The organism is Streptomyces alfalfae (assembly GCF_004127445.1).
Lineage (GTDB): Bacteria > Actinomycetota > Actinomycetes > Streptomycetales > Streptomycetaceae > Streptomyces > Streptomyces alfalfae.
This window is the reverse complement of sequence record NZ_QEXM01000043.1, coordinates 740516-760493: the sequence shown is the minus strand read 5'-3', so window position 1 is coordinate 760493 and position 19978 is coordinate 740516. Positions and strand designations below refer to the sequence as shown.

Annotated in this window: 16 protein-coding genes and 2 pseudogenes; 9 read left to right on the top strand and 9 right to left on the bottom strand. The window is 73.3% G+C overall.

Translation table 11 applies throughout. From position 1 onward, the window contains the following. Window positions 1-13: 13 nt before the first annotated feature. Window positions 14-1150 (top strand): YihY/virulence factor BrkB family protein, encoded by a 1137-nt coding sequence (locus tag DCW30_RS26410; RefSeq protein WP_062775362.1) that lies wholly within the window; start codon window positions 14-16, stop codon window positions 1148-1150. Window positions 1151-1358: 208 nt separating this feature from the next. Here the strand turns inward: DCW30_RS26410 and DCW30_RS26405 are convergent, their stop codons facing one another. Next, window positions 1359-2219, bottom strand: coding sequence for an NAD(P)H-binding protein (locus DCW30_RS26405; RefSeq protein ID WP_237283366.1), 861 nt, complete (start codon window positions 2217-2219; stop codon window positions 1359-1361). Between the two features lie 80 nt (window positions 2220-2299). Here DCW30_RS26405 and DCW30_RS26400 point away from each other — a divergent pair, with 80 nt between their 5' ends. Together DCW30_RS26400 and DCW30_RS26395 are read left to right on the top strand one after the other, a co-directional pair. Then, the gene (locus DCW30_RS26400) at window positions 2300-3244 is read left to right on the top strand and encodes an AraC family transcriptional regulator (protein WP_062775359.1); all 945 of its coding nucleotides are present in this window, start codon (window positions 2300-2302) and stop codon (window positions 3242-3244) included. A 5-nt stretch (window positions 3245-3249) separates the two neighbouring features. Continuing rightward, window positions 3250-3966, top strand: a pseudogene (locus DCW30_RS26395) (helix-turn-helix domain-containing protein); the annotation flags it as partial. Here the strand turns inward: DCW30_RS26395 and DCW30_RS26390 are convergent. Then, window positions 3955-4371: a VOC family protein gene (locus DCW30_RS26390; protein ID WP_076683958.1), complete on the bottom strand. Its 417-nt coding sequence runs from the start codon at window positions 4369-4371 to the stop codon at window positions 3955-3957. The pseudogene DCW30_RS26395 and the gene DCW30_RS26390 overlap by 12 nt on opposite strands. A 241-nt stretch (window positions 4372-4612) precedes the next feature. On the opposite strand from DCW30_RS26390, the gene DCW30_RS26385 reads away from it, so the two are divergent. Beyond that, the gene (locus DCW30_RS26385) at window positions 4613-5023 is read left to right on the top strand and encodes an NUDIX hydrolase (RefSeq protein ID WP_062775351.1); all 411 of its coding nucleotides are present in this window, start codon (window positions 4613-4615) and stop codon (window positions 5021-5023) included. On the opposite strand, the gene DCW30_RS26380 is transcribed toward DCW30_RS26385, so the two are convergent. The 4 genes from DCW30_RS26380 to DCW30_RS26365 are packed head-to-tail and all read right to left on the bottom strand — an operon-like array spanning window position 5020 to window position 8396. Continuing rightward, the gene (locus DCW30_RS26380) at window positions 5020-5745 is read right to left on the bottom strand and encodes a hypothetical protein (protein WP_076683957.1); all 726 of its coding nucleotides are present in this window, start codon (window positions 5743-5745) and stop codon (window positions 5020-5022) included. The two genes, DCW30_RS26385 and DCW30_RS26380, sit on opposite strands and share 4 nt — an antisense overlap. A 50-nt stretch (window positions 5746-5795) precedes the next feature. Continuing rightward, window positions 5796-7193, bottom strand: coding sequence for a hypothetical protein (locus DCW30_RS36875; protein ID WP_237283365.1), 1398 nt, complete (start codon window positions 7191-7193; stop codon window positions 5796-5798). 10 nt (window positions 7194-7203) lie between these two features. Then, complete coding sequence (locus tag DCW30_RS26370; RefSeq protein WP_076683956.1) at window positions 7204-7569, bottom strand: DUF397 domain-containing protein; 366 nt, start codon at window positions 7567-7569, stop codon at window positions 7204-7206. Further along, window positions 7566-8396, bottom strand: a complete 831-nt coding sequence (locus DCW30_RS26365; protein ID WP_205576584.1) for a helix-turn-helix domain-containing protein — start codon at window positions 8394-8396, stop codon at window positions 7566-7568. Before DCW30_RS26365 ends, DCW30_RS26370 begins: the two co-directional genes overlap by 4 nt. Window positions 8397-8612: 216 nt before the next feature. Here DCW30_RS26365 and DCW30_RS26360 point away from each other — a divergent pair, with 216 nt between their 5' ends. After that, on the top strand, window positions 8613-9026 hold the full coding sequence (locus DCW30_RS26360; protein ID WP_335755766.1) for an ATP-binding protein: 414 nt from the start codon (window positions 8613-8615) through the stop codon (window positions 9024-9026). Here DCW30_RS26360 and DCW30_RS26355 read toward each other — a convergent pair. Then, on the bottom strand, window positions 9007-11862 hold the full coding sequence (locus DCW30_RS26355; RefSeq protein WP_076683953.1) for a glycoside hydrolase family 2 TIM barrel-domain containing protein: 2856 nt from the start codon (window positions 11860-11862) through the stop codon (window positions 9007-9009). The two genes, DCW30_RS26360 and DCW30_RS26355, sit on opposite strands and share 20 nt — an antisense overlap. A gap of 732 nt (window positions 11863-12594) precedes the next feature. Between DCW30_RS26355 and DCW30_RS26350 the strand changes: the two genes are divergently transcribed. Beyond that, the gene (locus DCW30_RS26350; RefSeq protein WP_076683952.1) at window positions 12595-15198 is read left to right on the top strand and encodes a polysaccharide lyase family 8 super-sandwich domain-containing protein; all 2604 of its coding nucleotides are present in this window, start codon (window positions 12595-12597) and stop codon (window positions 15196-15198) included. 30 nt (window positions 15199-15228) lie between these two features. Here the strand turns inward: DCW30_RS26350 and DCW30_RS26345 are convergent, their stop codons facing one another. After that, window positions 15229-15432: a ferredoxin gene (locus DCW30_RS26345; protein ID WP_076683951.1), complete on the bottom strand. Its 204-nt coding sequence runs from the start codon at window positions 15430-15432 to the stop codon at window positions 15229-15231. A gap of 8 nt (window positions 15433-15440) precedes the next feature. Beyond that, entirely contained in the window at window positions 15441-16682 is a 1242-nt protein-coding gene (locus tag DCW30_RS26340; protein ID WP_076683950.1) for a cytochrome P450, read from the bottom strand. Window positions 16683-16940: 258 nt separating this feature from the next. Between DCW30_RS26340 and DCW30_RS26335 the strand changes: the two genes are divergently transcribed. From DCW30_RS26335 to rsgA, 3 genes and pseudogenes are all read left to right on the top strand, one after another. Then, window positions 16941-17507 (top strand): GNAT family N-acetyltransferase, encoded by a 567-nt coding sequence (locus DCW30_RS26335; protein WP_076683949.1) that lies wholly within the window; start codon window positions 16941-16943, stop codon window positions 17505-17507. A 5-nt stretch (window positions 17508-17512) separates the two neighbouring features. Then, window positions 17513-18244 carry a class I SAM-dependent methyltransferase gene (locus tag DCW30_RS26330; RefSeq protein WP_373569069.1) on the top strand — a complete coding sequence of 244 codons (732 nt, stop codon included), beginning with the start codon at window positions 17513-17515 and terminating at the stop codon, window positions 18242-18244. Window positions 18245-18582: 338 nt separating this feature from the next. Continuing rightward, window positions 18583-19766: pseudogene (rsgA, locus tag DCW30_RS26325) on the top strand (ribosome small subunit-dependent GTPase A). The last annotated feature ends 212 nt before the right edge of the window (window positions 19767-19978 follow it).

Below are 19978 nucleotides of genomic sequence, written 5' to 3'. Positions count from 1 at the left end.
CTACGGTAAGGAGGTGCACCAGGCAAAAGAAACACCCGGGCGGCCCGCGGGGCGCTGGAACCGGGCCCGCGCTCTGTATCGCAACGTCTCCAAGCGCAGGACCGCCTGGCTGCTGCTCAAGGACACCGTCAACTCGTGCATCGAGTACCGCATCCTGGGGCTCGCGGCCGAGGCGGCGTTCTTCACGCTGCTCTCCGTGCCGCCGCTGCTCCTGAGCCTCATCGGGCTGCTCGCGTACGTCGACGGGTGGACGGGCGCGAACACCATCGCCAGCGTCCAGAACAACATCCTGGAGGCGTCCCGCACGGTTCTGTCCGACCGGGGGGTCAAACAGATCGCCCAGCCGATACTGGAGGACGTCCTCAAGATCAGCCGACCGGACGTCATCTCCATCGGCTTCCTCTTCGCCCTCTGGTCGGGCTCGCGCGCCGTGAACGTCTTCATCGACACGATCACCGTCATGTACGGCCTGGACGGCGTGCGCGGCATCGTCAAGACCCGCATCCTCGCGTTCGGCCTGTTCATCGTGGCGCTGCTGATCGGCTCGGTCGCGCTGCCGCTGATGGTGGCGGGGCCCGACGCCGTGGTGGACCTCCTGCCCGGTTCCACGACGGTCGTCCAGATCCTCTACTGGCCGGTCGTCGTCCTCCTCTCCATCGTCTTCCTGACGACCCTGTACCACGTGTCCGTGCCGGTGCGGTCGCCGTGGGTGGAGGACATGCCGGGCGCGCTGATCGCCCTCGCGATGTGGGTGCTCGGCAGCTTCCTGCTCCGGATCTACCTCACCAGCACGGTGGAGGGGCCGACGATCTACGGCTCCCTCGCGGCTCCGGTCGCCGTCCTGCTCTGGATCGGCGTCTCCGCCTTCGCGGTCCTGGTGGGCGCCGCCGTAAACGCGGCGATCGACCGCGTCTGGCCCTCCGTCGCCACGGCCGCGGCGCGCGCCGCCAACGACCGCATAAGGGAGGCCCAGGCCGCGGAGGTGGTGGCCCGCGCGGCGGCGGCCCGCGAGGCCATGCCGGACCCCGACGACCCCGAGATGCCCTCGGAGTTCCCCGAACGCTGGTCCCGCTTCCTCCCCCCGGACGACGTGACGTCCCGCCTGCGCACGCACGCGAAGAAGAACGGCGACCAGCCTCCTCCGGAGTAGGTCGGCGGCCCGTGGATCGCCGGCTGCGCCGAGCGCGTCCTCCATCGCCGGACGGGCTTGTTCTTCTCCGCCCGGACCCGCAACGCTCCGGGCGGGGAATTCCAGCCGCTCCGGCGTTCGAGGAGCGGGGCCCGGGCTGCGCCCCGCGAGGTGCGCCCCGGGCCCGGGTGCGCTTCGGGCCCCGCGCGGCTTCGCCCCGCCGGGGCGGCTACCGCCAGGCGCCGGCCGACTCGCGGGCGAAGTCCGCGAAGTCCCGCGGAGCGCGCCCGAGGACCTCCCGCACCCCCTCGGAGAGGCTCGCGTTGCGCCCGTCGAGGTTCGTCTCGAAGAGTTCCACCAGGAACTCCGCCTCCCCCGGCGGGACACCGAAGCCGGCGAGCGCGGCCCCGTACTCCTTCGCCGACACCGGCACGTACGCGATGTCCCGCCCCGTGACCGCCGAGATCTCCCCGACCGCGTCGCGGAAGGACAGCAGCCGCGGGCCCGTGATGTCGAGGACGCGGTCCGCGCAGCGGTCGCCGCCCGTCAGGGCCGCCACCACCACGTCCGCGACGTCCCGCGTGTCGATGAAGGGTTCGAGCACCTCGCCCGCGGGGAACACCAGCTCCCCGCCGCGCACGCCGTCGAGCAGCGGGCCCTCGCTCAGGTTCTGCGCGAACCACGACGCCCGGACGACCGTCCAGCGCGCCCCCGACTCCCGCACCACCCGCTCCGTCGCGTGCGCCTGGTCCTCGCCGCGCGCCGACAGCAGGGTCAGCCGCCCCACCCCGAGTTCGACGGCGAGTCGCGCGAACGCGCCCACCGCCTCGGCCGCTCCGGGCGCCCCGACGTCCGGCAGATACGCGATGTGCGCCGCGTCGGCGCCCCGCAGGGCGTCCGCCCACGTCGACCGGTCCGCCCAGTCGAACCGCACCGCCCCGTTCCGCGAGGCCGCCCTGACCGTGAGCCCGGCCGCCTCCGCGGACTCCACGACCCGGCGGCCCACCCGCCCGGTCGCCCCCGTCACCAGCACCGTCCGTATGTCCGTGTTCGTCATGTTCGTGCGCGTCCTGTCCGTGTCCGTCGTCATGCGTTCAGTCAACCGGCCCGCCCGCCCCCGGACCATCGCCGAGAAGCTCATGGTCATACGCCTGCGTCTACGCTGCCGCCATGGACGTGCTGGCAGGCTTGCTGGAGGGCCCGAGGGCGCGCGGCGCCTTCATGATCCGGGCGCTGTTCGACCCGCCCTGGTCCGTGCGCATCGCGGACGAGGCCCCCCTCTCCGTCATGGTCATGGTGCGCGGCTCCGCCTGGCTCCGCCCCGAGGACGGCACGCCCGCCCGGCGCGTCCACCCCGGCGACGTCGCCATCGCCCGCGGCCCCGACCACTACACCTGCGCGGGCGAACGGGACACCGCCCCCTTCGCCGAGATCCGCCCCGGCCAGCACTGCGTGCCGCTGGACGGCGCCCCCGTCGCCCGCTACACCGACCTGGGGCTCCGCGCCTGGGGCGAGTCCCGCGACGGCTCCGTGGAAATGCTGATCGGCACCTACCAGATGCGGGGCGAGCTCACCGGACGCCTCCTCGACGCGCTGCCGCCCCTCCTCGTGCTGCCCACCGAGGTGTGGGACTGCCCGCTCACCCCGCTGCTCGCCGAGGAGATCAGCCGCGCCGACCCCGGCCAGGAGGTCGTCCTCGACCGCCTCCTCGACCTGCTGCTCATAGCCGCCCTGCGGGCCTGGTTCTCGCGGCCCGAGGCCGAGGCGCCCGCCTGGTACCGGGCGATGGGCGACCCCGTCGTGGGCCGTGCCCTGCGGCTGCTCCAGGACGATCCGGCGCACCCCTGGACGATCGCGGACCTCGCGGTGGGGGCGGGCGTCTCCCGGGCCGCGCTCGCCCGGCGGTTCACCGGACTCGTGGGAGAGCCCCCGATGACGTACCTGACGAACTGGCGGCTCGCGCTCGCCGCCGACCTGCTGCGCGACAGCGGGCTGACCATCGCCGCCGTCGCCCGCAAGGTGGGCTACGGCAGCGCCTTCGCGCTCTCCGGCGCCTTCAAGCGGGTCTACGGGGTCAGCCCCCAGGAGCACCGCGGGCGCGGCGGCGTAGCCTGAGTGGCGTGGCCGACCAGCACACCGCGCTCTATCACGAGCGGCCCTCCCGGCTGACCGGCGCGGTCCTGTGGACCCGCGCCCCGTCCCCCGGCGGCGGCGACACCGTCCGCCCCGTGCTCCCGGACGGCTGCATGGACCTCCTGTGGAAGGAGGGGCGGCTCCTCGTCGCGGGCCCCGACACCCGCGCCTACGTCCCCGACGCCGCGGAGTCCGACGGCCGCTACACCGGCATCCGCTTCCACCCCGGCGCCGCCCCCGCCCTCCTCGGCGTCCCCGCCCATGAACTGCGGGACCAGCGGGTGGAGTTGGCCGACCTGTGGAGCCCGGCCGAGGTCCGCGGACTCGCCGGGCGGGTGGCGGCCGCGCGCGACCCCATGGCCGCCCTGGAAGCCGTCGCCGTGGAGCGCGCCGCCGCCGCCCCGCCGCCCGACCCGCTCATCGCCGAGGTCGTCCGCTGCCTGGCCGCGGGCCTGCCGGTCGCCGGGACCGCCGCGCGGGTGGGGCTCAACGCCCGCACCCTGCACCGCCGTTCGCTGGCCGCGTTCGGCTACGGACCCAAGACGCTGGCCCGCGTGCTGCGGCTCCAGCGGGCGCTCGCGCTGGCCCGCGCCGGCCTGTCGTACGCGTCGACGGCGGCCGAGGCGGGCTTCGCCGACCAGGCCCATCTCGCGCGCGACGTGCGGGAGTTGACCGGGATGACGCTCGGCGCGCTACTGGACGGGGATGTGGTCCAGCGGCGCGAAGAGGTCGACGCCGTTGCCGTCGGGGTCGAGCACGGTGGCGTACCGCTGCCCCCAGGGCGCGTCGAACGGCTTCAGCTCGCTCCCGTAACCGGCGCCCGTCAGCTCCGCGTACGAGGCGTCGACGGCCTCCGGGGAGGCGCAGAGGAAGGCGAGCCCGATCCGGCCGCCGCTGCCCGGCTGCCAGTCCGGGGCGAAGGAGCGGACGGTCGCCTCGGTGTCGAAGGCGATGCGCAGACCGCCGAGGATCTGCGCCTCGACGTGCGGGGCGCTCTCGGCGTCCTCGGGGAAGCGCAGGCCGAGCCGCCGGTAGAAGGCGAGGGAGGCGGCCATGTCGGAGACGACGAGGCCGATGAGGTCGAAGCGCGGGATCGGTGTGCTGTTCATGCCCCGCAGCGTAGGAAGGCAGCGGGCGCGGGGTCTTGAAGGAAACGGACACGGCGCGCCCCGAAGGGCCGCCGCGTCACCCGTGCGGACGCGTCGAACGCCGTGTGGGTGACCGCCTACGGCGTTCAGTTGACGGACGTCTACGTTCCGGCCCCGCGCGACCAGCCAGAACGCGGCCAGATGGCCGAGACGCGCCCCCGCCGACTGTCAGCTTTCCCCGATCCCCGCTACGTTGGAAGGCATGGACTATCCCGGTGACAACCGGCTCGCGGCGGCTGTCGTGGCCCACGAAGGCCGCGTCCTGCTCGTGCGGCGCAGTGAGACCGAGCGGTTCCACCCCCGGGTGTGGGGCGTGCCGTGCGGCAAGCTGGAGCCGGACGAGAGCCCGCGCGAAGGTGTCCTCAGAGAGCTCAAGGAGGAGACCGGGCTCCTCGGCGAAGTGATGCACAAGGTCGGCGAATCGTCCTTCCTCAGCGTCTACCACGGCCACGAGGTGAAGAACTGGCAGGACAACTTCCTCGTCCGCCCCCTCACCTTCGACGTGACGCTCCCGCTGCCCGACCAGGCCTACCGCTGGCTCGCCCCCGCCGACTTCCACTCGGTCGACATCGACGACTACAACCGCGAGATCGTCCGCCAGGCCTTCAGCTAGCCGATCAGCTCCGCGAGCACGGAGAGCTCCGCCAGGTAGTCCCGCACGTCCAGCGGCTTCTTCCTCGCCGGTGCGCCCGTGTCCGCCGCGCCAGGTCCCGTGAACACGTCCGTGTACCGGCGCCGCTCCGCCCCCGTCTCCAGGAACAGCGTCACCGTCGGGCCCGTCGAGGCGCACCACGCCCGGTGCAGGGCGTACGGCGGGAGCGCGTAGCCGCTGCCCGCCGCGTACTCCATCGTCAGCGCGAGCCGCAGCCGGGCGTCCCCCGCCGGTTCCAGCAGCCAGTCAGCTCCGTCGTCCGACAGGGACTCGCGGTAGCACGACGCGGCGACACCGCTGTCCCCCGCCGGGTCGGCCGTCTCGTACAGCTCCATGCCGAGCGCGCCCCGCACCACGTGCGACGCCAGCGGCGAGCGGTGGTTGTGGATGTCCTCGCGGGCGTTCGGACCCGGGTGCCAGATGTGGGCGCGCAGCATGTGCCGGGGCCCGCCGTCGATGAGGAGCAGCTTGTCGAAGCCGAGCACGTGACGGTACGACAACAGCGCGCACCCGGAGGGGTCGCCCGCACCCTCCGCCAGCTCCCGTACGAGGGGCAGCAGCCGCTCCTCCGCGCCGAGTTCGGAGACGACCGCGCGGGCGGCCCGCACCAGGCCGTCCCCCGTGGGTCCGTCGAGTGCCTCTTCGAGGAGCCGTCTCGCGCCGTGGACATGCCGACCACCCAATGGACTCTCCCCCTCGTCGACCGCGCACGCGCGCACGCGGAGCCGGGGGTTCAGTCACCCGGCTGATACATCCATACGGCATGTGCCCGCAGCGCGGAAAGACCTTGATAGGTCATCCAGAGCGGGTGGGCGAGATCGTCACCGTCCCACGTCCAGATACCGTCGCTCTGCCGCCGCCAGACCGCCGCCGCGGCCCCCGCCAGCATCTCGTGCCAGGCCGCGTCCAGGCCCTCGTCGGCCGCCGTCTCCCGGGCCCCGGGGGTCAGCAGGGCCCGCATCACCCAGGCCGCCGAGAAGTGCCGTACGGACAGCACCTCGTGCCGCGAGGCGTCGACCGGGTGCGGGCGGCGCACCGACTCGTGGCCGCTCTCCAGGTCCTCGCAGCCGTCGTGGGACGGCCCCGGGCAGGCGAGCAGCCAGCGGATGCCGTCCTGCCGCGTGGCGCGGGCGTTCGCGTCCTCGCCGAGCACCCGCGCGGCCCGGTCGAGGGCGACCACGGCCTGCGCGGTGTGCACGGGCGACGGCACGATGGGGCGCCCGCCGATCGGCGCGAGCCGCGCGCCCCAGCAGCGCCGGTGCTGCCGGGCCGGATCGGTGACCGCTCCGTCCACGAGCGCGTCCCGCAGCCTGGGCAGGGCGTCCGTCCCGGGCGCCGCGCGCAGCAGCCCGCGCAGCACGGTGGTCACCACGTGCGTCATCTCCAGGCCCGCGGGCTCCACCTCGTGCCGGAACCGGTCCGCGCACTGCTCCGCCTCCACCGCGAGCCGCTGCGGGTCCGCGCCCGCCCGCGCGAGCGCGCCGAGCACCAGCGCGGTCACCTCCGGGCGCGGCACCGCGCCCTGCGAGCGCGCCGCCCAGCCGCCGTCGGGCAGCCGCAGCCGCCAGAGCGTCTCGACCAGGTCGGACGCGCGCAACCTGCCGTCGGGCACGCCGAGTTCCAGCACGGTGTGCAGTCCGTACGCCGTGCCGGTCGCCGTCGGCCGTACCGGCGTCGCCTGCTCGTCCAGCGCGTGCGGCCAGCCGCTGAGACGGCCCCGCAGCGGATCGTCGAAGACCGTGAGCCGCGCGGCGAGCGTCTCGTACGTGGCCGCCGAGAGCCCCGGCAGCGGGCCCGCCCCGCCGCCCTGCCCGGCCGTGCCGGGCCCCCGCTGTGCCGGGACCCCGTCGAGCGTCCCCGCGGCGTCCCCGGCCGCCGCCCGCGCCCGCATCAGGGCCCCGGCGAGCCAGGCGCAGAGCCCGGTGCCGAGGCCGCTGACCAGGGCGAGTGAATAGCGGGCGGTGTCGCCGTACAGGGCGTCGGGCAGCAGCCCCACGAGGGCCTGGAACACCGCGTACCCCACGGCGATCGGCCCCAGGGCGCCGAGCCACGACACGACCCTGCCCGCCGGCGGCGGCTCGGGCTCCGGCTCGGGCGGCGCGGAGGGCCCGCGCACGGGTGCGGTTCGCATGCTGCTCGCTTCAGCGGTTCGCGGTGTGCTTGATGAACTCCCCCCAGGCCCGGGGATCGAGGGCCAACTGGGGCCCCTGGGGGTTCTTGGAGTCTCGTACGTGAATGGTGGCCGGGCAAGAGCAGATCTCGACGCAGTCGCCCTCGCTGCCGCTGCTGTACGTCGACTTGCGCCATGCTTGAGCGACTTCGACGCAGTCGTCGCCGGAGTCGCCGCTGTGCGTTGACTTGCGCCAGCTCTGGGCCACCTCGATACAGTCGCCGCTTGAGCCGCTGCTGTAGCTCGACTTGCGCCATTCGAGGGCGACTTCGATGCAGTCGCCGCTTGAGTCGCCGCTGTAGCTGCTCTTGAACCAGGCCAGTTCTTCGGTGCTCATAGCGCTCCTCGCATCTGCCGGAGCAGGCTTACGGAGTCCTCCGGGGTGAGGGCCTGCGACCGCAGTTTCGCATACCGCATCTGGAGCACGCTGATCGTTTTGGGGTCGGAAATCAACTGGCCGGTCTCCTGCCCCTCGACGTAGCCGAACCACCGGTTCTCCGGGGTCTCCAGGAGTTGCATGGGCCCGTTTAATCCTGAGTGCACCTCCCGCGCGAGCGGCATGACTTGCACCTCCACGTTCCGCATGGCGTTCGCTTCCAGCACGTGGTCGATGAGGCCACGCGTGATCTCCGCGCCGCCCGTGCGGCGCAGCAGCATGTGCTCTTCGAGGATGAAGCTGAACGCGGTGTTCGGCCGGTCCCGCAGCAGTTGCTGCCGCTCCTGCCGTGCCGCCAACTGGGCGTCGACCTGCTCGTCGCTCAGTGGCGGGACCCGGTTCTCGAACAGCGTGCGGGCGTACGCCTCGGTCTGCAACAGGCCCGGGATCAACCGGCTCTCGTACGTGTAGAGGCTGATGGCCAGTTCCTCCAGCCCCGCCCATTGACGGAACCAGGCCGCCAGGCCAGGCTGGCGGGTCACCCTGTGCGCGGCCTTCTGGAGGATGCCGAACGCGTCGAGGACCTCCTCGGCCCGCTCCACGAACCGCGCCGGAGGCAACCGGCGGCCCTGCTCGACCGAGGCCACGAAGTGGACGGAGTACCGCACGCGCCGGGCGAACGCCTCCTGCGTGAGGTCCGCGCGTTCGCGGAAGCCTTGGAGGACCGCGCCGAAGATCCGGAGACTCTCGCACGGCCCGGGTTCGCTGCTGACGGTGTCGGCGGCCACGGCTGGTACCCCCAGGTGTCTGGTGTTCTGATGGTGAACCCCGCCAGACCGCCCATGGTCACGGACCGTGACCAGTACTGTCCACCCCTCGTACCCGTACGCTGTCCCGGCGTACGGGTCGGGTACGCCCGCTATGCCTGGTCATACCCCGCGCGGAAGCGCCACCGTGGGCGCATGACAGTGCGAGCCAAGGCCCATGCGCCAGTTACCGTACGTATGTTCACCCAGTGCTTCAGCTCGACGCCCAGGGGCGCCCGCCTCGCCCGGCGGCTCGTGGCGCACCGGCTCGACACCTGGGGCCACCCTTACGCGGGCGAGGTCAACGAGACCCTCGCGCTGATCACGGCGGAGCTGGCGGCGAACGCGGCCCGGTACGGGCGGACGGCGCCGGCGCGGGACTTCCGCGTCCACCTGGTGGAGGCGGTGGACGGCACCGTACGCGTCGAGGTCACCGACACGCGCGCGGAACGGCTGCCCGTGGTCGCGGGCGTGGTGGACCCCGAGGCCGAGGCGGGGCGGGGGCTGCTGCTCGTGGAGGCGCTGGCCTGCCGCTGGGGGGTGATGCCCCGCCCGGACGGCCCCGGAAAGACCGTCTGGGCGGAGCTGCGGGTCACCGACCCGTCAGGCTGAAGGTGTACGCGAAGTCCGTCACGCGCGCGTGCAGTTGGTGTTGCGGGAGCACGCCGGGCCCGCAGGACTCCGTGCCGATGCCGTGCTGGCCGCTGTCGAGGTTGACCCAGACCGTGTCACCGGCGACGAGGTCGGGGCGGTGGGCGGCGGCGTCGAGCTGTTCCGTGGTCCAGCGGCGGACGGTGAGCCACGGCTCGTGGTCGGTGTCGACGCGGAGCCCGTCGATCTCGGCCCAGCGGATGCCGGGGCGGGCGCCGTTCTCCTGCGGGCGGACGTACGGGGTCTGCATGGCGTCGGCGTCGGACTCCCAGAGGCCGAGCATCGAGGCGGCGCGGGTGTCCGGGTAGGCCTCGCCGGGCCCGCCGCCGAACCACCGGACGCGCCCGGCGGCGCCCGGCAGCCCGAAGCGGATGCCGAGCCGGGGGAGCGGCGCCCGCCAGTCGCCCTCCGGCGCCACGGAGACGGCGAGGCGCAGCTTGATCCCGTTGGAGGTCCAGCGGTAGGTGACACGCAGCCCGAGGTCACTGGCGGCCGGGGCGACGCGCGTGCGTACGGTCAGGGCGTCGTCGCCGAGGTCCACGGCGTCGACCCGGTGGTGCACGCGGTCGAGGCCGATCGCGCGCCACCGGGCGGCGACGGAGGGCTCGGGGCGCCACGGCATGCCGTTGTCGTTGTCGGTCGGCGCCCGCCACACGTCCAGGCGCAGGTCCCGCACCTGAAGGCCGCCGAAGGAGAGCAGCGTGCCCCGGGAGTCGAAGGCGGCGGGGCCGAGCGTGATCCGCCGGCCGTCGCGGACCGGGGGCGTGCCGCCGGGCACGGGCTGGATCACGCCGCATTCCACGGGCAACTGCGCCCAGGCGACGACGTGTCCGCGCGCCGCCCACGGCGTGTCCTCGGCGAGCACGGCCCGTACCGTCCACTGCGTCTCGGCGTCCCTGCCGCGCGTCGGGGCGGGCGGCAGCTTCACCTCGGTCCGCTCGCCGGGCCCGAGGGGCGGCACGGTCAGCCCGCCCTCGGCGACGCTCACGCCGTCCACCTCGTACGACCAGGTGAAGGCGAGATGGGAGAGGTCGGTGAAGTCGTACAGGTTGGTGATGCGGACGGTCCCCTCGCGGCCGTCGCCCCCGACGCGGACCGGCTCGATCACCTTCTTGTACTCGACGAGGCCGGGGGAGGGCGTCCGGTCGGGCAGGAGGAGCCCGTCGCAGACGAAGTTGCCGTCGTGCACCTCCTCGCCGAAGTCACCGCCGTAGGCGTACTCGTGCGCGGGGTGGGCGAGGCCGTGGTCGATCCACTCCCAGACGAAGCCGCCCTGAAGCCGCTCGTAGGTCTCGAAGAGCCGCTGGTACTCGGAGAGCCCGCCGGGCCCGTTGCCCATGGCGTGCGCGTACTCGCAGAGGATGAAGGGCAGCCGGGCGCGCCTCTCCGGACCGCCGTCCTCCCTCTCGCCGATGCTCTCGACCTCGGCGTGGTCGGCGTACATGCGGGAGTAGACGTCGGTGTCGGCGCAGGAGCGGTCGCCCTCGTAGTGGATGAGGCGGCTGCCGTCGCGGGCCCTGATCCACTCGGCCATGGCGGTCAGGCCACGGCCCGTGCCGCACTCGTTGCCGAGCGACCACATGATGACCGAGGCGTGGTTCTTGTCGCGCTCGACCGTGCGGGCGGCGCGGTCCAGGAGCGCGGGGGTCCAGCGGTCGTCGTCGACGGGGTTGGCGCGCCAGTCGAACGCGTGGAAGCCGTGGGTCTCCAGGTCGCACTCGTCGACGACCCACAGGCCCAGCTCGTCGCAGAGGTCGAGGAAGGCGGGGTGCGGCGGGTAGTGGCTGGTGCGGACGGCGTTGATGTTGTGCCGCTTCATGAGGAGGATGTCGGCGCGCATCGTCGCGGCGTCCAGGGCGCGGCCGGTCTCCGGGTGGAACTCGTGGCGGTTCACGCCCCGGAAGAGCAGGGGCCGCCCGTTGACCTTGATGAGGCCGTCTTCGAGGGCGACCGTGCGGAAGCCGACGCGGAGGGGGACGCGTTCGCCGGGGGTGGTGAGGACGGCGTCGTAGAGGCGGGGGGTCTCGGCGGTCCAGGGCCGCACGGGGACGGTGACGGACTCGCCGGTGGCGATGTCGATGCCGAGTTCGGCGACGGTGACGCGGCCGGGGGTGTCGGCGTCGACGCGCAGGGTGCCGGCGCCGGTGCGGTGGTCGTACGTGGCGTGGACGAAGTGGTCGCCCAGGGCGTCCTCGGGGCGGTGCAGGAGGGTCACGTCGCGGAAGATGCCGGGCAGCCACCACTGGTCCTGGTCCTCCAGGTAGGACCCCGAGGACCACTGGTGGACCCGGACGGCGAGGACGTTGCCCTCGGGGCGCAGCAGCTCGCCCACGGCGAACTCGTGGGCGAGGCGGGAGCCCTTGAAGCTGCCGAGTTCCGTGCCGTTGAGCCAGACGCGGGCGAAGGACTCGACGCCGTCGAAGCGGAGCGTGGCGCCGCCGGACACGGGCCAGCCGGCGGGGAGGTCGAAGGTGCGGAGGTGGTCGCCGGTGGGGTTCGCGTCGGGGACGCGGGGCGGGTCCACGGGGAAGGGGTAGAGCGTGTTGGTGTACTGCGGCGCGCCGTGCCCTTGCAGCACCCAGTGCCCGGGGACGGTGACCTCGTCCCACGCGGTGTGGTCGTAGCCGTCGCGGGCGAACGTGTCGTCCTCGCCGTCCTCGGGGTCGGCGGTGGGAGAGAGCCGGAACCGCCAGGTCCCGTTGAGGGAGAGGGAGGGGGCGTCGGATTCCGCGTGCCGGGCGCGGGGCGGCAGGGCGCCGGCGCCGGGGGACAGATCTTCGTGGAGGGGGAGATCCATGCCTCCATGCAACCCTGCGGGCGCGGCTGGTCTCCATTGTTTCGGCGGGGGAGTTGTTGGATTCTTCGGGTGCGGCCCGGCGGGGCGGGCCGTCAGCGCATCGCCCTGCGGGCTCGTCCTCACCCCCCCCGCCCTCACGACAGCGTGCGGTCGGGCAGCGTCCGGCTCTCCTCGCGCGGGCGGAGCACCGTGCCGGACTCGGTCAGCGCGCCACGCTCGTCGTCCGGCACGAAGGCTCCCAGCCCGTCGGGGAACAGGCCCTCGCAGGCCCGTGCGAGCTGCCGCCGGTCGTCCGCGAGCCGGTCCTCGCGCTCCGCCGGCCGCCACCCCGTACCACGTCACGGACGACGCGATCACCAGGAGCGCCGGACCGGCCGTCAGCCACGTCCGCCGCCGCGCCGACCGCGCCGCGCCCGTCTCGGGCATGGCGTCCCCCTTCCCCCGGTGCTTCCCCCGCGCACCGCGTTCGTGTGCCGCGCCCTCGTATCGCGTTCGTGTACGCGTCAAGATCAGTGGGGACCGTGTCAACCCCGGGGCGAACGATCGTGCGGGGACTCTTGTGGGGGCCGGGGGCATCTGCTTGACTCCGGCCGCCTGAACGTACGTGCCAGGCCCATTCGGTCCCCCTGCCCAGCGCCTTCGCGGACGCCCCCGAGTAGGTTGCGGTGAAGCCCCGGATGTGTTTCCGGACCACGTACACCTGTCGGTCGTCGTTCGGCGGTGGAGGCCCGCATGGAGATCACCCGCAGACGCCTGCTGACGGCCCTGGCGGCCACCGGACTCCTGGCGGTGGTGCCGCGGGGCCTCGCGGTGGCCGCCAGGGCCGCCGAGGGCCGCGCGCGGCTGCTCGCCAACACCGCGGACGTCTTCGCGGGGACCGCCGCGTCCAACGCCCGGCCGGAGACGGCGGGCAGACTGGCGGCGATCGACAAGGCCGCGCGGGCGAACCTCAAGGCCATGGACGACGCGGGCGACGGAGAACTCTTCGCCGGCCTGGTCCTCGGCGCCGACGAGGCGAACCTCAACACCGCCTACCGCCGCCTGTACGAGATCGCCCTCGCCACCCGCGCGCCCACCCCGGGCGCCACCACCGGGCTGTACGGGGACACCGCCGCGCAGCGCCGCGTCATCGACGGCCTGGAGTGGCTGCACGAGCGCTACTACGGCGACCAGTCGAAGGGCTACTACGGCAACTGGTTCCACTGGGAGATCGGCTTGTCGCAGCACATCAGCAGGACCCTCGTCCTGTTGGCCGGCGAAGTGCGCGCCCACCGCCCGGACTTGGCGCGCGCCTACGTCGCCTCCATGGACGCCTACCTCCGCAACGGCGCCGACGGCGACGTGGACCTCGGCTCCCGTTTCCACACCGGCGCCAACCTCGCCGACATCACCACCAACCGCGTCCTCCAGGGCGCCCTCCTCGGAGCGGACGGCGACGCCCGCATCCGCAAGGCCCTGGTCGACCAGCTCACGGTCTTCGTCACCATCGATCCCTACCACCTCTCCCACGGGGTCACCGACGGCCACTACGCCGACGGCTCCTTCATCCAGCACGCCTCCGTCGCCTACACCGGCTCGTATGGAAAAGGCCTGCTCAGCCGGGTCGTCCAGACGCTCAAGATCCTCCAAGGGACCGGTTTCGCGCACGGCGAGGAACTGGTGCCGACGGTCTTCGGCTGGGTCAGGGACGGCTTCGCCCCGGTCATCTTCGAGGGCTGGATGATGGAGATCGTGAAGGGCCGGGCCGTCGCGCGCACCGACTCCGGCTACACCGACGCGGCGGTCGTCGTCGAGGCCGTCGTCGACCTCTCCTCGCTGGCGGAGGGGGCCGCCGCGGCGGCGCTGAAGTCCTACGTCAAACACCTCGGAGCCACCTCGCCCGCCCCGCTCGACCCGGCCCGCTTCGTCTCACCCGTCAGCATCGTGCGCCACGCCGACATCGCCGCCGACGACTCCGTGGTCCCCGCCGACCTCAACCCCGGCGAACGCAGCGTCGCGTTCAACGCCATGGACAGGACCGTCCACCGCAGACCGGGCTACGCCTTCGCGCTGGCGCGCAACTCCGACCGGATCAGCAAGTACGAGTACATGAACGGCGAGAACCTCATGCCGTGGTTCCAGGGCGAGGGCGCGCACTACCTGTACCTCACCGGACAGGACCAGACGCAGGCGTACGGCGTCGACTACTACACGACGGTCTCCCCGTACGGCCTCGCGGGCGTCACCGCCCCGGTCGAGCGGCGCCGCACGGTCCCGGAGGCCTACGGCAAGCCGTACTACGACAACCCGGACCACCCCCTGCGCTTCACCTCGTCCTCGGAGTCGCAGAACACGTACGTCTACTTCCCGCGCGGCACCGCCCGGCACTCCGGCGGCGCCGTCCTCGGCGCCTACGGGACCGCCGCGATGGTCCAGTCGAGCGACGTCGCCCACCGCGACAGGAAACTGCTCCCCGACGACTTCCTGGTCCACCGGGGGGCGTCGGCCACCAAGTCGTGGTTCCTGCTCGACGACGAGATCGTGGTGCTCGCGGCGGGCGTCGGCGACTTCGAGGGCGGCGGCTCCGGGGGGCGGGCCGTGACGACGACCGTCGACGCCCGTGTCGCCGCCCCCGGCGACCGGGTCACGCTCACCGGGGCGCGCGCCGACGGCGGCGCCTGGACCGGTCCCGGCACCGCCGACCTGCGCTGGCTGCGCTACGCCAACGCCACACGGGGCGCCTCCGTCGGTTACGTCTTCCTCGACGTCCCGCCGGTCCGGGTCAGCCTGGACCGCGTCACCCGGAGCCGCCGGATCGTGCGCACCGCCAACGCGGACACCGCCGTGACGCGGTCGGTGTTCGGCGTGACGGTGGACGGGGCGGCGGGGGCGCGGCCGGCGCACCTCGCGTACGCCTTGCTGCCGAACGCCACGGAGGAGGGGCTGCGGAGGTACGGCGACGGCAAGGGTGACCGGTGGGGTTCGCGGGGTTCGCGGGGGCCGCTCAGGGTGCTCGCCAACTCGACCCGGCTCCAGGCCGTGGCGCACAGCGGCCTCGGCCTGACGGGCGTCAACTCCTTCACCGCGGGACGGCACGAGACGGCGGGCCTGCGGATCGACGGCCCCGCCTCGGTCCTCGTACGCGGAAGCGGACGCCGAGGGGGGATTACCGCCGTCGCCGTGTCCGACCCGACCATGCGCCGGGACACGGTGACGGTCCTGCTGCGGGGCCGCCGCATGCGTCAGGTCTCGGCCGACCGGGGGGTACGCGTGAGCGTGACGCCCGGCGGAACGCGCATCGAGGTCGCCACGCGGCACGCGTACGGAAGGAGCTTCACGGTGACCCTGCGGGGCTGATCCGCCGCCGGGCCGCGGACCCGCCCCGTCTCATGGCTGGTCGCCCGCGGCGGCGAGGGTGATGGCCTGCACCGGGCACGCCCGCAGGGCCTCCTTGACCATCGGGTCGCCGCCGCCGTCCTCGCGGCCCGGGATCACCTCACTGAAGCCGTCGTCGTCCTGCGTGAAGACGGCGGGCGCGGTCAGCGCGCACATGCCCGCGCCCACGCACCGGTCCCGGTCGACATGGATCATGGCCGCCCTCACCAGGTCACGGGGAGTTCCAACATCCCCTGGATCGTGTCACCCGGTTTGAAGGGGATGTCCTCGGCGGGCATCGCGAGGCGCAGGCGCGGCAGGCGTTCGAAGAGGGAGCGCAGGGCGATCTCGATCTCCGCACGGGCGAGGTTCTGCCCCAGGCACTGGTGGATGCCGAAGCCGAAGGCGAGGTGGTGCCGGGTGGAGCGGTGCCAGTCCAGCTCCTCCGGGGCCTCGTACGCGGTCCCGTCACGGTTGACGAGGGAGGTGGAGAAGACGACGCCGTCCCCGGCGCGCACGGTCTCGCCGCCGACCTCGATGTCCTCCTTGGCCACCCGCATCAGCCCGTCCGCGATGGACAGATAGCGCAGCAGCTCCTCGACCGCGGCGGCCATCAGCGGCTGCCCCTCGCCCATGCCGGTCCGCAGCTCCGCGAGCCGGTCGGGGTGCTGGAGCAGCGTGAACGTACCCAGCGAGATCATGTTCGCCGTGGTCTCGTGCCCCGCGACGAGCAGGATCGTGGCGAGGCTGACCAGTTCCTCGCGGTCCACCGCGCCGGAGGCGAGCCGCTGGTGGACCAGCTCGTCGAGGAGCCCGTCACCGGGCTCGCGCCGCTTGTGGTCGATCAACCGGTGGAAGTAGGCGTCGAGTTCGTCGCGCGCATCCTGGATGTCCTCCGCGCCCGGCCCCCGCAGCAGCCGGCGCGACTGCTCCTCGAAGAACTCGTGGTCGGCGTAGGGCACGCCGAGCAGGGCGCAGATGACCATGGACGGCACGGGCAGCGCGAACGCGTTCACCAGCTCGGCGGGCGGCCCCTGGTCGACCATGGCGTCGAGGAGCCGGTCGACGGTCTCCTGGATGCGGGGCCGCAGGGCCGCGATGCGCTTGACCGAGAAACTGGGGATCAGCATCCGGCGCTGGATGTTGTGCTTGGGGTCGTCGACGCCGAGCAGGGCGACGCCCCGGTTGCGCACCTGGGCCAGGCGTTCGCTCTGCACGGGGAAGCCCTCGTGCTCGCGGTCGGTGGAGAGCCGCTGGTCGGCGAGCAGTTCACGGGCCGCCGCGTACCCGGTCACGAGCCACACCCGGCGTCCGTCGAACAGCGTGACGCGGGTGAGGGGGGCGGCTTCGCGCAGCGGGGCGTAACCCGTGGGCGGGTGGTAGGGGCAGGAGCGGTCCTGGGGGAAGGGGATGGGGTTCGCGTCCGGGACTGTGTTCCTGGGGTGGGTCTGGATGGACTCCGGCATGGACGTACCTCGCAAGCGCAGACGTTCCCTTACGGGCCCATTGGATGCCTGGGGCATCTAATTCGTCCACGGCAAGACCGGCCAGATCGTCCGAGGGCGGGGTTCTGTCCGGAATCGATCCCTCCGGACGAGGGGGCGGCTGTGCGGGCCGCAAGGGCGGGGCGCCCGGGCGTCCGCGCGTCCGGGCGTCCGGCGAGGGAGCGCCCGTGCGAGGATCTTCCTCCTTGACGGTGCGGCCGAAGTGGAGGCGGTGGGGGCATGTTCGCGATTTCCCTGGGTGACGAGGACGACGCCGAGCTGCGCCCGCTGGAGCCGTGGCAGGCCGAGGAGTTCCTGGCGCACATGGACCGCGGCCGTGACTACATCGGCCGCTACGTCGGCCTCCCGGACGTCACGAACGACCTCGCGGCCACGCGGAAGTGGCTCCAGGTGTTCGCGGACAAGGCCGCCGCGGACACCGGCCGCCTCTACGGGATCTGGCTCGACGATCGCCTCGTCGGCGGTGTCATGTTCCGGGTCTTCGACAGCGCGAACGGCACGTGCGAGGCGGGCTGCTGGCTGGAACCGGGCGCCTCCGGGCGCGGTCTGGTCACCAGGGCCGTGCGCGTTCTCATCGACTGGGCGTTCGACACGCGCGGAATGCACCGGGTGGAGTGGCACGTCGCCTCGGAGAACCGCCCGAGCGTCAACGTGGCCAAGCGCCTGGGGATGACCTGTGACGGGGTCCTGCGGGGGAACGACCTCTACAAGGGCGTACGGCAGGACACGGAGATCTGGTCGGTCCTCGCGGAGGAGTGGCGCGGGGGACGCGGCGGGGAGGGCTGAGAGCCGTGGCGGTGGACCGGGAGTTCGGGGACCCGCGGCTCGCCGCGCTCTACGACCCGCTGGACCCGGACCGCGGTGACCTGGACCCGTACCTCCGCATGGCGCAGGAGTTCGGGGCGGGCCGGGTCCTCGACATCGGCTGCGGCACGGGGGTGTTCGCGCTGCTCCTCGCCGGGCGGGGGACGGAGGTCGTCGGCGTGGACCCCGCGCGGGCGTCCCTCGACATCGCCCGCGCCAAGCCCGGCGCGGACCGCGTGCGCTGGCTGTGCGGCGACGCCACGGCGCTGCCGCCGCTGCGGGTGGACATGGCGACGATGACGGCGAACGTGGCGCAAGCGATAGCGGACCCGGGGGAGTGGCGGGCGACTCTGCGGGGCGCGCACGGGGCACTGCGGCCGGGCGGCCACCTGGTCTTCGAGACCCGTGACCCGGCCCGGCGCGCCTGGGAGCACTGGAACCGCGCGGCCACCCACGCGGTCACGGAGGTCACGGGCGTGGGCCCGGTCGAGAGCTGGGTCGAACTGACGGCGCTCGAAGGCCCGCTGGTGTCGTTCCGCTGGACGTACGTGTTCCGGGCCACCGGCGAGGTGCTGACCTCGGACTCGACGCTGCGGTTCCGCGAGCGCGGCGAGGTGGAGGCGGATCTGCTCGCCACGGGGTACGCGGTGGCCGACGTACGCGACGCACCGGACCGGCCGGGGCGTGAGCTGGTGTTCGTGGCGCGGCGGGAGCGGTAGCGGGGCGGGTGCCTGGCGCGGGCAGAGGTGGATGGGGCGCCTGGCGTGGGCGGGCGGGGCGTCTGGCGGGGACGGTGTTACGCGGATGGGCGGGGCGCCTGGCGTGGAAATAAAAGGGTGGCGCTTCGGCCGGAGGGCTGTCTAAGCTCTGGGCTGTTCCCCGGTGGCCGGACGGCCGCCGAGCCGATCCAGCAGATTCAGGAGGTGTCGACCGATGGCTGTCGTTGCGATGGGCGTTGCCCGCATCCGCGAGTTCATCAAGTCCACCTCCTTGGCCGCCGGCTGACCGGAGCTTCTCCTTCCGCGCGCCGCAGAGCGCGTATCGCCGGGGCCTTTCTGTGAAGGGTCACCCCTTGTCTTCCTTTCCCTCTCCCTCTTCTTCCTTTTCCCCTGCCTCTTCTCCTGCCTCTCCTTCCGCCCGTGAGTCCTCGTCCGCTCCCGGGGCCTCCCGGCATCCCCTCGCCCCCTACGGCTGGGACGCGGGATGGGAGGCCGAGTTCGCCCCCTACGCGGCGCGAGGGCTCCTCGCCGGGCGGGTCGTCCGCGTCGACCGCGGGCAGTGCGACGTCGTGACCGCCGAGGGGGCCGTGCGCGCCGACACCGAGTTCGTCACGCCGCGAGACCCGCTGAAGGTCATCTGCACGGGTGACTGGGCGGCCGTCGACCCCGACGGCGGGGACCCCCGTTACGTACGCGCGTATCTGCCGCGGCGTACGTCCTTCGTGCGCTCCACCTCGTCCAAGCGGTCCGAGGGGCAGATCCTCGCGGCCAACGTCGACCACTCCATCATCGCGGTGTCGCTCGCCGCCGAGCTCGACCTGGGCCGGATCGAGCGGTTCCTCGCGCTCGGCTGGGAGTCGGGCGGGCAGCCGGTGGTCGTCCTCACCAAGGCCGACCTCGTGCCGGACCCCGCCACGCTCGCGCACCTCGTCGAGGACGTGGAGACGGCGGCGCCCGGCGTGCGGGTGCTGCCGGTCAGCGCCACGTCCGGGGAGGGCGTGGACGTCCTCGCCGCGGTCGTCTCCGGCGGGACCTCGGTCCTGCTCGGGCAGTCCGGCGCGGGCAAGTCGACGCTCGCCAACGCGCTCGCCGGGGCGGACGTCATGGAGGTGCAGGCCATCCGTGACGTCGACGGCAAGGGACGGCACACGACCACCACCCGCAACCTGCTGGTGCTGCCCGCCGGCGGCGTCCTCATCGACACCCCCGGGCTGCGCGGGGTCGGCCTCTGGGACGCGGAGACCGGGGTCGGGCAGGTCTTCTCCGAGATCGAGGAGCTGGGGGAGGGCTGCCGCTTCCACGACTGCGCGCACGTCTCGGAGCCGGGGTGCGCGGTGCTGGCCGCGCTGGACGACGGTTCACTGCCCGAACGGCGGCTCGACAGCTACCGGAAGCTCATGCGGGAGAACCAGCGGATCGTCGCCAAGACCGACGCGCGGGTCCGTGCGGAGCTTCGGCGGGAGTGGCGGCTGCGGGGGCCGAGGGCAAGGCGGCGATGAGGGCCAAGCGGGGACGGTTGTAGCGGTCCCTCCCCTGCGGGGGGTTTCCCTCGCGGGGGCTTTCCTCTGCGGGGGGGGGCGGGCCGGGGGCCGGGGCTGCGGGGTGTCTGCTCGCCTGCTCGTCTGCGGGCGGGTGGGGTTTCCCGCGCGGTTCCTCGCGCCCCTTGATCGGGCTGATCGTGCGTCGTCGGCTGTGAAGTGCCCGTGCCCCGGCCGGGGCACGGGCGTGCCGGGC

Coding starts and splice junctions, on each gene's coding strand:
- DCW30_RS26405 (WP_237283366.1), bottom strand. CDS start 2,219: ATGACGACGGACACGGACAGGACGCGCACGAACATGACGAACACGGAC.
- DCW30_RS26400 (WP_062775359.1), top strand. CDS start 2,300: ATGGACGTGCTGGCAGGCTTGCTGGAGGGCCCGAGGGCGCGCGGCGCC.
- DCW30_RS26390 (WP_076683958.1), bottom strand. CDS start 4,371: ATGAACAGCACACCGATCCCGCGCTTCGACCTCATCGGCCTCGTCGTC.
- DCW30_RS26385 (WP_062775351.1), top strand. CDS start 4,613: ATGGACTATCCCGGTGACAACCGGCTCGCGGCGGCTGTCGTGGCCCAC.
- DCW30_RS36875 (WP_237283365.1), bottom strand. CDS start 7,193: ATGCGAACCGCACCCGTGCGCGGGCCCTCCGCGCCGCCCGAGCCGGAG.
- DCW30_RS26370 (WP_076683956.1), bottom strand. CDS start 7,569: ATGAGCACCGAAGAACTGGCCTGGTTCAAGAGCAGCTACAGCGGCGAC.
- DCW30_RS26360 (WP_335755766.1), top strand. CDS start 8,613: ATGTTCACCCAGTGCTTCAGCTCGACGCCCAGGGGCGCCCGCCTCGCC.
- DCW30_RS26355 (WP_076683953.1), bottom strand. CDS start 11,862: ATGGATCTCCCCCTCCACGAAGATCTGTCCCCCGGCGCCGGCGCCCTG.
- DCW30_RS26350 (WP_076683952.1), top strand. CDS start 12,595: ATGGAGATCACCCGCAGACGCCTGCTGACGGCCCTGGCGGCCACCGGA.
- DCW30_RS26345 (WP_076683951.1), bottom strand. CDS start 15,432: ATGATCCATGTCGACCGGGACCGGTGCGTGGGCGCGGGCATGTGCGCG.
- DCW30_RS26340 (WP_076683950.1), bottom strand. CDS start 16,682: ATGCCGGAGTCCATCCAGACCCACCCCAGGAACACAGTCCCGGACGCG.
- DCW30_RS26335 (WP_076683949.1), top strand. CDS start 16,941: ATGTTCGCGATTTCCCTGGGTGACGAGGACGACGCCGAGCTGCGCCCG.